This is a genomic window from Vallitalea sp., assembly GCF_025211055.1.
GTDB lineage: Bacteria > Bacillota > Clostridia > Lachnospirales > Vallitaleaceae > Vallitalea.
This window is the reverse complement of record NZ_JAOARO010000007.1, coordinates 24,662-41,698: the sequence shown is the minus strand read 5'-3', so window position 1 is coordinate 41,698 and position 17,037 is coordinate 24,662. Positions and strand designations below refer to the sequence as shown.

12 protein-coding genes are annotated in these 17,037 nt (G+C 30.1%); all 12 read right to left on the bottom strand.

Going from position 1 to position 17,037, the window contains the following annotated elements; all coding sequences use genetic code 11:
* Positions 1–195: 195 nt before the first annotated feature.
* The 12 genes from N4A55_RS01280 to N4A55_RS01220 all read right to left on the bottom strand — a co-directional run bounded on the left by N4A55_RS01280 (position 196) and on the right by N4A55_RS01220 (position 16,933).
* Positions 196–966, bottom strand: coding sequence for a hypothetical protein (locus N4A55_RS01280; RefSeq protein WP_293753596.1), 771 nt, complete (start codon positions 964–966; stop codon positions 196–198).
* 17 nt (positions 967–983) lie between these two features.
* Complete coding sequence (locus tag N4A55_RS01275; protein WP_293753594.1) at positions 984–2,675, bottom strand: ABC transporter ATP-binding protein; 1,692 nt, start codon at positions 2,673–2,675, stop codon at positions 984–986.
* A gap of 28 nt (positions 2,676–2,703) precedes the next feature.
* Positions 2,704–4,533, bottom strand: a complete 1,830-nt coding sequence (locus tag N4A55_RS01270; RefSeq protein WP_293753593.1) for a YcaO-like family protein — start codon at positions 4,531–4,533, stop codon at positions 2,704–2,706.
* Positions 4,534–4,556: 23 nt separating this feature from the next.
* Complete coding sequence (locus N4A55_RS01265; RefSeq protein WP_293753592.1) at positions 4,557–5,849, bottom strand: radical SAM/SPASM domain-containing protein; 1,293 nt, start codon at positions 5,847–5,849, stop codon at positions 4,557–4,559.
* Positions 5,850–6,074: 225 nt separating this feature from the next.
* Entirely contained in the window at positions 6,075–6,197 is a 123-nt protein-coding gene (locus N4A55_RS01260; RefSeq protein WP_293753591.1) for a hypothetical protein, read from the bottom strand.
* Between the two features lie 312 nt (positions 6,198–6,509).
* Positions 6,510–6,635 carry a hypothetical protein gene (locus N4A55_RS01255; RefSeq protein WP_293753590.1) on the bottom strand — a complete coding sequence of 42 codons (126 nt, stop codon included), beginning with the start codon at positions 6,633–6,635 and terminating at the stop codon, positions 6,510–6,512.
* Positions 6,636–6,956: 321 nt separating this feature from the next.
* Positions 6,957–10,952, bottom strand: a complete 3,996-nt coding sequence (locus N4A55_RS01250) for an acyl-CoA dehydratase activase (protein ID WP_293753589.1) — start codon at positions 10,950–10,952, stop codon at positions 6,957–6,959.
* A 574-nt stretch (positions 10,953–11,526) separates the two neighbouring features.
* Positions 11,527–12,510, bottom strand: a complete 984-nt coding sequence (locus N4A55_RS01240; RefSeq protein ID WP_293753588.1) for a DUF5692 family protein — start codon at positions 12,508–12,510, stop codon at positions 11,527–11,529.
* A gap of 228 nt (positions 12,511–12,738) precedes the next feature.
* A complete protein-coding gene (locus tag N4A55_RS01235) occupies positions 12,739–13,755 on the bottom strand; it encodes a metallophosphoesterase (protein ID WP_293753586.1) in 1,017 nt (338 codons plus the stop codon).
* Positions 13,756–13,773: 18 nt separating this feature from the next.
* Positions 13,774–14,928, bottom strand: coding sequence for an aromatic amino acid transport family protein (locus tag N4A55_RS01230; protein ID WP_293753585.1), 1,155 nt, complete (start codon positions 14,926–14,928; stop codon positions 13,774–13,776).
* Positions 14,929–15,032: 104 nt separating this feature from the next.
* Positions 15,033–15,968: a DUF5692 family protein gene (locus tag N4A55_RS01225; RefSeq protein ID WP_293753584.1), complete on the bottom strand. Its 936-nt coding sequence runs from the start codon at positions 15,966–15,968 to the stop codon at positions 15,033–15,035.
* Between the two features lie 272 nt (positions 15,969–16,240).
* The gene (locus N4A55_RS01220) at positions 16,241–16,933 is read right to left on the bottom strand and encodes a GntR family transcriptional regulator (RefSeq protein WP_293753583.1); all 693 of its coding nucleotides are present in this window, start codon (positions 16,931–16,933) and stop codon (positions 16,241–16,243) included.
* Positions 16,934–17,037 lie beyond the last annotated feature (104 nt).

Here is a 17,037-nt window from a genome sequence, read left to right as displayed (position 1 = left end):
TATATAGCATGACTACTTCTGTTATAACTCTCCATACTTATCACCTCTAGCTAAAGTATGGACATTTTACAATAATAATAAGGCTAAAAGCGTATACCGTCTAAAGACGGTGGAGTTAGACCACGCCCCTGTAATTTAAAAGGAGTCTATAGATTTTATGTTATCTATAGACTCCAATAGCTTTGATAAAGCACTTTACCAATATTCAATTGATTTGTTTTTGTATAAAACTTCAAACAATCTTCTTATATCTTTTGTTAATTGGGGCTTATGTTTGCAAATGTAACTTATAATCAAATCCCCTGACCTATAAAAAGAAATCCTGGAATAAGGTTTCTTGGCTCCTTTAATATTGTTTTTTATCCCAATATGTTCCCTAGCTCTATTTTCTAAAAATCTAGCTAGTCCTTCCTTCCATTCCTGCCATATAATAAATTCCCTATCATCATCATTAAGGTTATCTAATAATGTTTTTCTTTTCTCTATGACTTGGCTAATATCCTCATTACTAAGTGAATACAGATACTCATCAAATAATTTCACAAAGTTCTTATCACCATAATTAAATGGATAATCAACTTCCCACATAGGCGAATTTTCATCATATATCATTAATTTCTTTTTTAACTCTTCTTCAGCTTCTACTCCTTGATAACAATGAACCATTTCATGCAGACAAAGTATTGGGAATATCTCTTTATCTAATAATTCATACCCTATGAAACAGCAAAACTTGTTATAATAATCATTAAGGCAGAAACATGCAGCTATATCATCTAAAACATGGATAGAAAATCTGAATTTTTTTATGAAACAATAGCTTTCATGATCTTTCTTATCATAAATATAACCCTCGTCATCCTTAACAATAATTAAAGGATAGTTTCTCTTATATAGAGGATGTATAGCCTGCATTTCCAATTGTATTCTTGAAACATTGTCTAAATAACTTTGTAGATCAGGCATATTCTTCTCCTTTTGGTCTAGTTTGTAATTTGTCTCGTAAACAATCGTTTATATTCTTTACTTTTTTCTAATAACTCATCATGATTACCTATTGATTCCACTTTACCATCCTTTAAAACAACTATATAATCTGAATTCTGCACAGATGATAATCTATGAGAAACTTTTATTACTGTTTTATTTTTGAGGAAATCCTCAATATCATTAAATATAGTATCTTCGGAATTACTGTCAAGAGCCGAAGTGGATTCGTCAAAAATTATGACGTCAGGATCATACATGAGCATTCTAGCAATAACTATTTTTTGTTTTTGTCCACCTGAAAAATTAAGTCCTTTTTCTCTAATTGGCGTATCTAAACCCTCAGGTAATGATTTGAAAGGTTCCAAAAATGAATAATCAAGTATTTTATCTAATTTATCTTCTTCATAATTATTCATACCTACCACAATATTATCTTTGATGCTTCCTGGAAACATATAAGTATTCTGACTGATTACATATATTTTTCTTCTGATAGACTTTAATTCATATCTTTCTATTGGTATATTATTTATATATATATCATTAAAATCATACAGATTCAACAATAGTTTTATTAATGTTGATTTACCACTACCTGATTCACCAACAAGTGCTACTTTATCTTTCTTGTTTATCTTGAAATCTATATCCTTTAATATGCTTTTTTCATTGTCATATCCAAATTCATTAATATTGAATTTTATATCATCAATAGTATTTAATTCTACTACAGAATTTTGTTCTTCCAAATTATCTAATAATTCTTCGTTAATGAATTTCATGGATGCTCTGACATCTCTAAGGCTAATATTTATATTTTTCAAATCAGTTAAAGCTGAGAAATATATATTCAATATCATGTTGATGAAAATTATATCCGCAAATATAATCTGCTCTTTGAAATACAGATATATGGATAATAGCAAAACAGAATTTTTTATTATATCTATTATAAATCCAAGCACTACACTGATTACATTTGATTTAAGCAAAAGCTTATTGTTCTCTTTTTCTATTTTGTGAACATACCTGCCCGTCATATTCACAAAACCTGAATACTCCCCTATTTGTTTAATCTGTTCAATATTCTGCACTACATTAATTATGTTCTTAAAATTTTCAGCACAAGTTTTTTGTAATTTGCTACTATCTTCTTTCAACTTATTATTTATGCCTTTGTATCCATAGAAATTAAGTATCGATAATATTACGAATAAGACAACTAAATAAATACTTACATTCATTACAAAATACAAAGAAATAATTATTGTCAGAGTAGCTATAGCCGCTCTGGAAACCTTATCTCCCAACAGATTAAAAAGATTATCTACAGCTTGTTTTATACGAGTAATAAAATAGGATGGTTCAAACTTGCTTATAAAAGAAAATTTTATTTTGAATAGATTATGATACATATTTTTGCTTTCATCAACTTTAAATTTTAATGCGAATCTAGTATAAATAAAGCTTGATATAATTTTTAATATATATATTGTGATTAATGCTGCCAAAAATATAACAAAATAATATATTATATTACTTTGTTTATCAATTTCTACATTAGTCAGTATTTCCCTTATTATTAATGGACCAATAAAATTTAATAAGGTCTGGATACATATTAATAGGATTGTTAATACTATGTACTTTTTATATCTTTTCATATGATTAATAATCGTGTTCATATCACACCTTCTTTTCTATAAGCGACTATCACTCAAGTAATTTTACAAATGAATTCATTTGATTAATATTAGCTGCTATTTGTCGTTCTTTTAATTTTTTATGAATACTCATTATTTTGTCATAGGAACACTTTTCTTTTAGATTACACTTATCACATTCAAAGCATTTTAATACACTATGATATTTGAATATATCTTTTGGATTGCACAAATCTTCTATAACTTTGTCTACCATATCTTCCGAATAGAATTTTTCCAATATACTCTTAACAAGAGTTTCATCCTGTTCTTTTGCTCTGCCTCCAATATAATCTCTACAACATTTATAATAATCCAAAGCCATTTTATTGATGTTTGTTTTCTTTTTAAGATACTTTACAAATTTATTCAACTCGTTATATGCTTCTTCATATCTTTCTACTTTGTAAAGCATACAAGCATAAAACAAGTCTGTTCTTAGATTGTTATAAGAAAAAGAATCATCAAGGGGAACTCTCAAAAGATTGACTATTGTATCTTGATTAGTATAGTATTTCTTTTTCATATATGTGACTATTTCTTCTACATCCTCATCTATTAGATTATTAAGATTTTTTAATTTTTGTCTAATATTATGATGTATTTTAGCTTCATTTATATTCTCTTTGTTTAATTCGTTAATCTCGCTCATACCAGGAACAATAATATTAAATGAAGGAAAATCCAAATATGAAACATCTCGCACCAATATCTCAAACCCCTCTTGGGTTATAAGGTTAATTAGATATCCAAGCATTTCTTTATTGTTCAATTTAGAGTTATCTTTTATACCTACAAAAGGATAACTGAATTCATCACCAAAATATTCTGTTGGGTAGTAACCTGCCCCATTGATAAATATGCTATCGTAGTTTTCTTTAACCTCTATCTTTTTATTTATATAAGAAAAACTAACCATATCAAATATGTTTTCTAAACGTTTTCCCTGCAATAATTCTGTTAAAGTTCTTTCCAGGGCTATTTCAAAAACTGGATGACAACCAAATTTGCAAAAATACTTTTGAGTATTCTTATCTATTATGATTAATCCTACTACAGGAAATTTTCCACCAAGGGAACAATCCTTTATTATTACCTTATAGTTTTCAATCTCCTCTATTCGCTCAATCATCTTATATGGCAAAGGAAACTTCTTTAGATAACTCATAGGAATAGTAGGAGGGGTTATTTTTTCTTGATGAATTTTCTTATTAACATATCTCTCAACAATTTCTGAAAGACCTTGAACCAATCCCTCTTCTATTGTATTACCTGCACTCATCCCATTAGAACAGTAACAAATATCTATTATGTTAAGAGGTACATAATTTAATTTGTTGGTATTTATATTATAAAATGGAATACATACAAAATCACAGGAATACTCATCTGGAGTCATAAATGTAAGATCTCTTAGAACTTCAATTTTCTCCTTATCATTATTATGAGTATTGAATAATCTATATACCAAATCCTTCTCACTAGATAAAAACTCTTCAATACTAAGATATTTTTCATCAGTTGAATTATAGAATCCAAGATACTTTTTACTCTCATCACATAAATCTATCTTATAATGATATAATGCTTTATTCTGAAGTCTTTCCATGAATTCTCCATACGCACTTGCTAGTGCATATTCATAAGTTGTACCTTTGCCATTTACATTTAATATATTTGCTCCTTTAACTCTTAGATGTATAGAATGAAATTCTTTAGCAGAATTAAGGTGTATTCCTTCATCTAATTCAATACCTATATTGTCAAGTATATTTTTTATGCCATTTACAGTATTAGCTGGTTTATCTTCTTTATATTTATTAGCACTTAATGCAGACATATCACCACTCCTTAAGTTAATTACTACCTTGATACGAATTTAGCTAATCTTAATCTTTGATTAGATTCCTTTTTAAGATAATCACAAAAGAATGATATGTGATGGTTCAGATCTCCATATACTTTGTATGCTATGGCTGGACATCCTCCTCCACATATATATCTATATGAACAATCTTTACATTCATCTATATTATTCACTTTAATATTTCGAAATTTCTGTGTTATTTCTGATTCAGCCAACTGAATACGCCAATTCTCATCTAGTATATTGGCTATCTTGAATTCTGGTAACATCAAACTTTGACAAGGATATATATCTCCTTCTGGGTTTATGGCTATTATGTTAGAACATGCACCACATCGATATTTTTTTATCCCCATATCCATTTTGTACTTTTTGTTTGTATCAATTTTTGGCATAGGAGGTTCAGTCATTAAAGATATTTCTTCTTTATTATTAGGTATGAATCTTACATTAATACATCTTATTCCATAGTTTTGGTATATTTCATCATTGAAAGCTTGTATAGTATCCACATTTTCCTTAGTAATTACGGATCTTATTTTTAGCTTCTTAGGTGCTGTTTTTGAGAAATATTCTATTAATCTGATTATGTTATTAAATCCTACTTCACTTCGGTTTATACCATTTTTTTTAATATCAAGACTATCAAGACTGACTACAAAAGAATCCACCAATGGTAATAGCTTATCCACTTGTTTCATAAGTAGAGAACCATTTGATAATATCTCTACTCTTGTATTATCATCTTTTATTGATTTTATGATATCAAATAGATCTTTTCTCATAAGAGGTTCTCCTCCAGTGAAAATGAAATAATTAATATCCTGTGCTTTCAATTTATTTATTATCCCAATCCATTGTATAGTCGTCAATTCTTGTTGTGTTGCAGCTAGAGCTTTATTGTAGCAATAAGAACAGTTAAAATTACATCTTAGAGTTGGATGGATATATACCATATCTATCTCTTGTCCTGGCGGAAATCTATAATCTTCCAGAGTTATAACTTCTGACTTTATATAATCCCTTCGATTATAAAAAAATAGTTTGGCTTCAACCAAGATATCTATCTGCTTCTTAACTTCTTCTTCCATCAACTTCATATCATATTGTTTAAAATAATCAACTATATCCGATAAGTCTACATTCCCCCTCTTATGAATAATATATACAATCAAAGCTTTCATGGCTTCATTAACTTTTAGAAAGTTGTGATTGAATGGAGAATATATTATGTAATGTTCATCATCGTATTTCTCTATAATGATTTTTTCATCATATATTAATTTCATACAAAAACTCCCTTTTTCTCATAAACTTAGCTTTTGCTATAATTATATTAGGGTTATCCTGTTTACTAGTTTTAAACATCATTTATTATAAAAGCTATATACTCTTAAATTAAGCTAGTCTTACTTTCAACAAAAACTATTGGGGCTGTCTCATAATACATATATTGTAGATGATAAGCTGACATTAAAACAAATGTATTATAAGGCAACCCCACTGAAGAATTATTACTCCTCGTCTTCAAGGATTCCTGCACCAGAACCGCCGCCAGAACTTAAACCACATAAACAAGCGCACTTATCTTTTTCTTTTTCTTTATCTTGCTTTGCTAATTCAACTTGAAAGTCCATTCATTGACCCCCTTTCATATTTAGATTATTTATGTATAATATAATTATGTCTCAGAATCATTTTATAACTAAATAAAGTTACATATTTAATTATAATTATTTAATATTATAACAAAATGTTATTATTTGTTTAATTCTAAAGTCATTAATATATATATGCACATATATACTCTATTATTACAATTTGTTTAACAAAATATATCTTCTAACCATTACTCTATGAGCCACTATTCCTTGTATATTTTATAGGAAGGGTTATCCATTTTCATTTAATCTATAGTCTCACCCATCTGTTGATGAGTGAGACTATTATTATTCTTCTTCAAAAATTCCTGCACCAGAACCATAACCTACACTATTAACACACATACACATACATTTTTCTTTTTCCTCTTCTTCTTTTTTTACAATTGCCAATTCTATTTGGAAATTATCCATTCATTTTACCTCCTTTTATAAATGATTTTGATTTTTAATCCATTAACATATATATGCACATATATTTTAATAATTACACAAAAAAATATTATTAAGTTATAATCAGATTCAAATCATCTATACTAAAATACAAAAAACTCCCGAAATTCAATTCGAGAGTTTCATTGCATTTCAACATTATATATTCTAAGTCCATTTTTACATTCAATAATAACAATACGCCTATCTCCTGATCCACAACCTAGATCAAGGAAACAATCCCCCTCTTCAATATCCGAATATCACATGGGGATTATGCATATTAACTACTAGGAATAAAACTTATAAATAATACATAAATGACTCAATTTTGGTTTCCTGATTTTCATTTTTATTGCCATCAAAGGTAAGATTAAGAATAGGTTTCTCGTTACCCTGCTCAAATCCTTTATGCAATATACCTAGTACGATTCCTGTATTTTCATACATAGATGCAACAGTTATGTTTCCATCTATTCCATTAAGCTGACCTAATACTTTTGCTTCTCTATATCTTCCATTTGCTCCAGAATAATAACCTATAGTCCTATCTGCTGTTGTTACTAGATTGTCTATATCATATTCAAATGGTGATTGACTTGATAAAGCTTTCGATATTAGAATAATCATTTCCTTGAATCTATCTAATCTTTGTTGCTGAATGAAACTTACTTTGTCAATATTCTGGCCCAAGAAGTCTTTCCATAATAGCCATATTGTTTCACTCAAAGGACTATAGACTATTTTATGTCCTTTATCTTCTAATTTGCCAAAAACGTCATTATTGAGGATATGGTTATATAGTATCCAAATTTCTCCAGTAGCTAGAATCTTTTTATTATATTTCATGGATTTTGATTTTTCATTTACGTCATTAGCTATCTCAATTAATTTATCAACTGTAAGATTATCGCTCTTAATATACTTTAGAATATCCTTTAAATATTTATCTCTATAATCTATCCTCGCTGCTCTTACTATATCACCAGCCAACAAACCTAAACATATTGAAGTTACATAGTTTTCTTGGGTATTTAACGCATCTTCAATGAACGGAGAAATTACATCTACATTCTTATACCCTTCCTCATCAAGTTTCGTTCTGAGTAATCTACCATACTGTCCATCTGTCTCAGTTCCCTCATTACGTGGTATTAAGAATGATACCTTCTTATTCTTTTCTTTTAGGGTAGAAAGTTCTGAAAAAATATCTCCTAATAAAGCTGTCAAAGAAAAGTACTCTTCAGTAATTGTGAATCTTCTTCCCATGTATATAGAGCTTTGGCTTGTTTCTGGTAATGTCCTTGCATCTATTTTATGATAGTTCAAAATCTCCTTAAAAATATCTGAATAGGGATATAAATAAGGCAGATAAACTATTGTATCTTCATCTATATCCTTCAAAGAATATTTTATATTTGTTTCTTTATGCACTATCTTTTTTTGATAAAATTCTACTGGATTTGCTTTTTTTACACCTATTGAATTGAGACTGTTAATAAAAGCTTCTACTCTCGTTATTACTCCTACACCAGATGAATGTTCATCTACCTCAATGTGAAGATATGGTTTACCATCCATTTCTTCTCTAAAATAGTGTGAAATGATTGAATCTGGTCCACAGCCATGATGCGTTAACAATATAGCATATAAATTGGGATGTTCTTTAACAAGCTTTGCTGGTTCTAATATGTGTTGACCAAAAGGCCAGAACATATTAGGGTATTCTTTTGAAATATCCCCTTCTGGCAAATCATAGAATGGAATTACCTTGTATCCCATATCCATAAGTTTTGAAGGTATTCCCATATTTAACATTGGGTCAGCAACACCATATATCTTGGATATCATAACGAATACCTTTTCTTCTGGTTTTATTGATGTAAGAACTTTCTTACCATTTTCCTTCATCTTTTCTTCAAATCTATAGTAAGCTTCTGTACCTTTACCTAGTGCCTTCTGAATCTGCTCCTTGCTTCTGTTCAATTGTTTTCCCATCTTAGAAAAACTCTCCATCATAAACTTCTTTCCTAGATTAAAAGCAAAAGTTGGAGATAATAATTGTATTCCCTTTTTATCCAACTCCATAGTTTGATTCATTACCTTAAAAGCTAACTGCATGAAAGCACAACCATAATTGACTCTGCTTTTGGAACCTGGATGATCTACTGAAAACAAATCAGGGAAGAATATATAATCCACATTTTTTTTAACTAATTCTGCTACATGACCAGTTATCAATTTTACAGGATAGCAGGTCTCATCAAGTGCATATTGTTGCCCTAGACGAATAGTCTCCTCATTGGTAGGTTCAGATAATACTACATTGAAACCTAAGTCTTTAAAAATTCCATGAAACATGGAAAACATACCAAATGTGAAAAGTGCTCTTGGTATCCCGACAGTTTTCTTATTATCATCAACATTATTTTTATAACCGTCAAATACTATTTCTGTAACTTTGTTATTAAATATTGAAGTATTATCTTGCTTTAATTTATCCTCTCTATGTTTTTCTAGGAACTCTTTATTTTCAATATCAAAACCTTTGAATTTAGTTTCCTTATTTGTCATACCCTCTTTAGCTAATATAGCAGCCCCAAATGCTCCTGTAACACTGAAGAAAGGCGGAACAACGATATCTTTTCCAGTTAATGCTCGAAAAGCATTGACTATACCTTGATTAAATGCGACTCCTCCTTGTAAAAATATCTTATTACCTATATTTTTCTGCCCTACTACTCTTCCAATATAATTTTTTACGATTGAATAGCAAAGTCCAGAAGCAATGTTCTCCAATTTAGCTCCTCTTGATATATTAGATGCGATACTGGTTTCTATGAAAACAGTACATCTTTCTCCTAGATTAATAGGGGTATCCCCATTAAGTGCCATATCACCAAATTCATTTATAGGAATATTGAATTTCTTAGCTTGCTCTTCAATAAAAGACCCTGTTCCAGCTGCACATATCTTATTCATCTGAAAGTCAGTTACTACACCGTCCTTTATAGATATATATTTTGAGTCTTGCCCTCCAATCTCAAAAATGGTATCAACACTTTTATCTATTGTTACAGCTGCTTTGGCTTGAGCAGTAATCTCATCTTTTACAACGTCAGCTCCTATGAATTTACCTATCATGTATCTACCAGAACCAGTAGTACCAACACCTATAACATTAATTTTGTCACCGAATTCTTTCATTAATACTTTTAATCCCAATCTAACGGCTTCTATTGGATTCCCTAGAGTTTTTAGATATTTATATGAAATTATATCCTTGTTTACATCCATTAGCACTAGATTAGTGCTGGTAGACCCTATGTCAATACCTAAATAGCAATCTAAACTTTTTGTTTTATCTTCTATAGATTTATATATATGTTTGTCAAAACTATCCCCATTACCATAGTCAATTAATTTTGGCAGTCTAACCTCATTATCTTCATTGCTATAATCTTCGTTAGATTTCACATAGTTAAGTAAATCTAGAAGGTTAATACTAAGCTCATCATTTTTAGCTATGATTGCTGTTCCATAAGCACCAATATTACTAAAATATTCTGGAATAATCAAATCCCCATCATTCAGATTAAGTACATCTTTTATAGCGGTAATTATACCCTGGTTATGAGCAACACCACCTGAAAAAAGAATAGGTTTTTTAAGTGGTAACTTTTTGATAATAGTTCCCCTATAGTTCTTAATCATTGCATATGCCAAGCCAAGTAAAATATCATCAATGGGTACTCCTTCCTGTTGATGATGAGTAATGTCTGTTTTAGCAAACACACTGCACCTACCTGCTATTCTTGGTATTGATTTAGCTCTGTTGGCATATAGTGAATAATCCTCTAACTTTAGATTGAGCCTTGACATTTGTTCCTCTAAAAAAGAACCTGTTCCAGCAGAACAATTGGAGTTCATGGCAATTTGTATTTTAGATTTATCTTTTCCTTCAAAGCCTGTAATATATTTAGCACTTTCTCCACCAATCTCTATTATTGATTTAATGTTGCCATCTGTTTTAGTACTCCCCTCTACTATTGATGCAACTTCATTAACAAAACAAGCTTTATTTGCTTTGGATAAAAACTTACTTCCGTTACCAGTAACAGCTCCTAATTTAATATCATGGTTATTATACTGTATTAGTATATCTTCAAGTGTTTTTGTTAGGATTTGCTTTACTTTTCCTTTATGTAACAGATAGTTACTATATTTAATTTCGCAGTTGCTATCCATCAATATTATTTTTATTGATGAATATCCTATATCAATTCCTATGCTATACAATTTATTACCTCCTGTATCAAATAATTTATGAAAACGCAATTCATTTTCATTGGTGAGGTAATTTTATCATAATCTCATTAAAAAAAGTGTATCTAGTGATACACTATAAGGATTTTAATTATAGAAAGTATTAACTTCCTTGAATCTGAAATTGTTAGACTTTCTCAACAGCTTTGTTTATAGATTTTTTATAGTGATTCATTTACATTTACACATAATCAGTAATATAATTGGTCCTATTAGATGTGAAAAAATCGGAAATGAACATATCCCCTACAAACCCAAAAGCTGTCTAGAATTTTTTTCTTCTATAATATTGAATATTGCGGATAATAATTTTAGTAAAGGTATGAGTAATTTAAAGTTCAATGTCCATGTAAAAAAAGCCATCCAATACATACATGAAAATTATACACAATGCATTAATCTGGATGACTTATGTACTGACTACTCAAGAATACTAATTTATCGCTTTTAGATATAGCTGTATCAGTTGGATTCAATACCCAGAATTATTATTCAATAGTATTTAAGGAATTTACAGACAAAACTCCGTAGTGCTTTATTCTTGTTATTAATTTTTAGCAAGAGCTTTTACTACTTTGTAACCCTTCATATCCACATATAGTTCTCCAGCGTATGGATTTCTCTTGGTTTTTACAATCTTATAAATCATGAATGCAAGTACAGAAGCATTGGCTACCAATGCTGCAAAACTCCATATAGTTAAAGCTGTTGTATTATATGTTGATGAAACTGCAAATCTACCTTTATCGATAAATGCAGGGAAAGTCTGTGCAAACATACACCATAATGCTAATGTTTGAGCACGATGCTGTAACCAAGCGCCTTTTCCAATAGTGAATGCACATACAGTAGGAGCTAGTAGTAAAGCAAATCCGCAATACCAAGCATGACCAGGTAAACAATTGTATGTATAAGCGAAGTTCCAGATATCATAAGCTACAATCCAAAACCACATCATATCCGGCCATAACATATCTTGACTTTTATCTTTCTTGGTTATCTTACGGATACATATTCCGAACCAACCCGTAATGGTAATTATATTAATAATACCAGCTGCACCGTTCATATAATTCCATGCTCCTCCAACTACATACATTGCTTCATCAGCAAGAAAACCTCCATTAACATAATTGATACCTATTTCAATATCACGTGCTACTGCTTCACAAATATTGATTGCAAGAATAAGTGGTGGAAAACAAAGAGCTATCCGGTTATTGTAAAGATGCCATTGTTTACCAGTCTTCTTATTTTTTCTATGTATATGTCTGATACACCAAAAACCAATACAACCTGCAGTACAAGAATATACCTTAACAAGATGAAACCAGTCTGTATATGTAGTATCTTTTAATATTGTAAACCAAAGAACAGAAAGTATAATAGGCAAAATGACAAAGCCAGTAAATCCAGCTATTTTAGACCTCCTTGTTATTTCGTTCAAAGCAAATAATACAGTAAATACTAGTAGCCAGACAAGCCAAATAGAAATTACGGACGCACCGCCTTCAAAATTAAATGTAAACATTTTAACGCTTCTCCTTATATCAATCTCTACGTTTACTATTAGTGGTAAACATAGGCTATAAAACGTCATTCGTCTCTTGGTTATACCATTATTGATACGTATGGCCTTTGTTAAAATTATAACATTAAAATATTTTGTCGTCAATATTTATGGCTTTTATAATATATTTTATGCATAAGTTATATATTAGTCAAAATGATAATTTATAAATATGCTTTTGTACTAATATTACTTATTTTGACCTCTAACAAAGTCTGAGACAACAGTTGTTAGAGGTACTGGATTAACCTTAAAAAAACCTTCATTATCTATTGTAATTAGAGTTCCACCTCTCTGTGTATATCTCTTTCCAATGTTTTTATATGCCAAAAAATCAATTGACATACCGTATGTCATCACGATACCCTGATAAGTTAGTGAAAGTGTATTAAGATGGTCATGACCACAAAAAACACCTTTGATTACACCATTATCTACTGCTTTTTCAAAAAACCCATAGTTATTTTTTGATATACCAAAATAATCGTTGCTTTCACCAATACTACCGAAATGATATTCAACACTTTTATCCCCTAACTTCATCCTTTCATAAGCTTCTTTGAATTCAGGTAATGGCATATGAAAAAAAGCTAAAGCCTTCAGGTCTTCACTTTGTTTTTTTAGTCTCGATAATTCGTCCATACACCACTTCGTCTGCTCCTTATGTATACAGTCAAATCCACTGAAGAACCATCCTTCCCCATACATATTTGAGTCCAATATAACAAGTACCATAAGTAATTTTTCTTTTTTATCAATGAGTTTTATTATGTAATTACCTTCACCAGTAAGTTCTTTATCCCCTTTAGTAAAAACACTGTTCTTACCGTTCATAATAATATCTGATATCTGATCTTTATTTCCTTTTGAACCCATTTCAATATCATGATTACCAAATGAAAATGCATAAGGAATCTCAAATGAATCCATAAACCCAACTAATTTCTTAGCTTGTTTGATATTATTTCTAGTACCGGATTTAAATATAAAAGGAAAAATACTGTCTCCTGTAAGTATTATCAAATCTGGTTTTGATCTTTCCACCAACTTAGTTACTGCATCCATACCTAATCTATCTTGTTTTCTAGACAATATTCCAAAACCAAAATGTAAGTCAGTCAATTGTAATATTTTATATGGTCCATCACCAATATTTATAGCAAAATGATTGTCTTTGTCTTTGTAGAAATTAGGATCATTATACATAATTATCTCTCCTCCTAATTAAGTTAAAGGTATCATAGCACCAACTGCACAGATTATAGTTGATATTATCATGATAACTTGAAATACCAATTTTCCAAATCGACCGCAGATAGGACTAGTACCAGCTTTTTTCCTAGACCTATTATAAGTAAATACCAGCATGACAGCCACAAGTACTACTACACCTGACATTATCCTTGTTAAGATAATAAAACTATTTACACCAAATATAGCAAATAGTAATGATGGTATTGTAGCCAGTAACCAACAAACCTTATTATTTATTCCTATCTGTTCATGTACTACATCACGAAGGCTTAAAGTATTTGACCAAAACGTTGTTAAAAGGGCAAATAATGAAAACAAACCTGCCAGTACGGCTGCCCAATGGCCAATATTTTCACCTAGTTGTAGATAGGCTAATTCTTTATCAAGGGAATTATTCACACCCAACAGAACCGTAATAGTTACAATCAAAATAAAAATAGATGATATAGCAAAACCTAAAAATATTGAAGTCCTGATTTTCTTAACATTTCCTTTCAACCCTTTTACAGATTGAATTACCGCTTGGTTAGCAGAGGTTGCAAAAACGACCATACTGTATAATCCTAGAAGATTATTAATATGTACTTTTGATGACCCAATAGCATTCATAGGTTTCATAAATGTTCCAATGCTGATAGCAATAACTATTACTATCAGTAAAGATACCGTATACTTCTGAGCAATACCTACAGCCTTCATTCCCATAAATACTACTATGCCTGCTAGAATATAATATATGAGCTGAGCTAATGAAAATGGTATGTCAAGCCAGCTCCATATTATCATAGCACCACCATTAATGTTACCACTGACACCAACAACTATTGCTAATCCATAAACTGTAAACATAATCCAACTAAATATTTTTTTTGCTTTTCCTCTGAATAATTCTCCTTCAAAACTCTTAACTAACTGAACACCGCCATTATTATAGGATAATTCTGCAATAATCAAATGTAAGATAACGTTTATGAAATAGGCTAATATCACCATTAATATAACGTCTCTAAGATTGTTTTTAGTTGCTAAAAAAGGTACTGCGATTATACCTGTACCAATGCTGTGTCCAACAATCATACTTGTTGCTTCAAACACAGTGAAATTAGCTTCACTTTGTATTTTCATCTTTTACCCCCCAAGTATTATTACTACACCAATAATGAAACCACCCATTTAATTTGATATCTCTCCTTAAAGCAGACAAATTGAATAATTCTACTGATACTCTATTATACGTTTTCTGCTACAACTTTTTTATATGTTTTTGTATCTGCATATATCTCATCCTTTAATGGATTAAGTCTGTTTTTACGTATTTTATTGAATTGATAGATTACAAGTGCAGCATTTGTGATTAGAGCTAATAAGCTTACTATAAAAAATGCAGTTGGATTGTGTGTAGTTGATACTGGGGCTATACGGTCAGCAAATGAGGGTACAGTCATAACAAACATAATCCATAAAGCAAGTGTCTGAGCACGATGTTGCAACCAAGCTCCTCTTTTAATAAAGAAAGCAGGAACTGTACAAGATATTAGTAATGCTAAACCACAGTAGAATGAATGATCTGCAATACAATTATATGTATAAGCGAAATTCCATATATCATACGCTATGATCCAAGCCCATATCATATCAGGCCAAATCATATCCTTTGTTTTATCTTTTGATATAAAAATACCAACCCAACCACATATAGCTATGACATTAAGAATACCTGCTATTCCATTCATGATATTCCATGACCCTGACATTACCCATAGATTGTTTATGTATTCTCCATTCCATGCTCCATATGTAAAACACTGAAAATCTCTAAAAGCTGCTTCAAGTATATTAAGTCCTAAGATAAGTGGTGGAAAGCATAATGCCCATCTCTTCTTTGCTAGTGATGGAATAAAACGAATAGCCATAAAACCAAGACACCCTGCAAGAGCAGAATATGTTTTTACCCAATTAAACCAATTACCAGTACCATATTCATTTCCTGGAGCTGCAGTTGTTGGCCAAACGGAGATAGTTAACACTATCGGAACAATTAAAAACAGTACAATTCCACCCCATTTTGTTGAACGACCAAGCTCATTAAATGCCATTAAAGCAAATACAACAAAAAGCCAAATTGCCCATGCGGAAAAACTTGTTACTTCATAAAAAATACCCATATTATCTTGCCTCCTAAAATTATTGATTATAACATTGATATAATTTTAACATATTTGTTCGTAGGCAACTATAAATTGTTACATAAAATATTGTAAATTAAGTTTTTTTATTGTCTACAGACATAATTATATGTCACAAACATTATAATTTTACTCTATATTGTTGTATATGTCAAATAATTTTGGTGGTTAGCTCTAATAAAAAACATGTCGACTTAAAATTTCATTAAGTGACATGTCTATAGATAAATGAATTATTACTTCTTAGACTATTAATTATCGTCTAATTGTATCCAAGTAGAAAGACTAATACTATTAAATTCCTTTAGATTTTTAAATAACTCATCTAATTCCAATAATGCTTTTTTAGCATCTCCATCAGCAATAGCATCCATTAGTTTTGCATGGCTATAATTAACTCTTGCAGTTAACTCCTTGTCAATAAAATAGTTAAGATAGTATTGTCTCCTGGCTAAGGCATGTTGAGGTAATAGCATTTGCCCTATAAATGGATTTTTACTTGCTTTACATAATAATCTATTAAATTCATCATCAATTCTCAAAGACTCTATTGCTGGTGCCCATTCCTCCGTGACTTTTCTATATTCATTTGCTAATTGTCTTAATTTTTCTCTCTCTGCTGAAAATGCATATTTTGCAGCTCTTTTGACAACTAACTCTTCTAATACTTTTCTAGGTTCCATCTGTAATAATAATTCTTCAACAGTAACTATACGTATTAAAATTCCTTTACGAGGAATAGTTTTAAATAAATGTGTTGGTTCTAGTCGTTTCAATGCTTCACGAACAGGAGTACGCCCAATCCCTAGATATTCACTTATTTCTTTTTCAGAAACAATACTTCCTGGCTTTAACTCTGCTGTGACAATCATTTCTTCTATTTTCTTACTTGCATCGTCAACAAGAAAATCAACATTTTTTTGTTTAAACTTGTACTTTTCCATTCTGATTCTCCTCCTCTTCTATTGAATTATAACATAATTAATATTTTTATCATATATACAAAAAGAGATTTTTCTTTTTCTAGCTCACTGATTATATAACATTA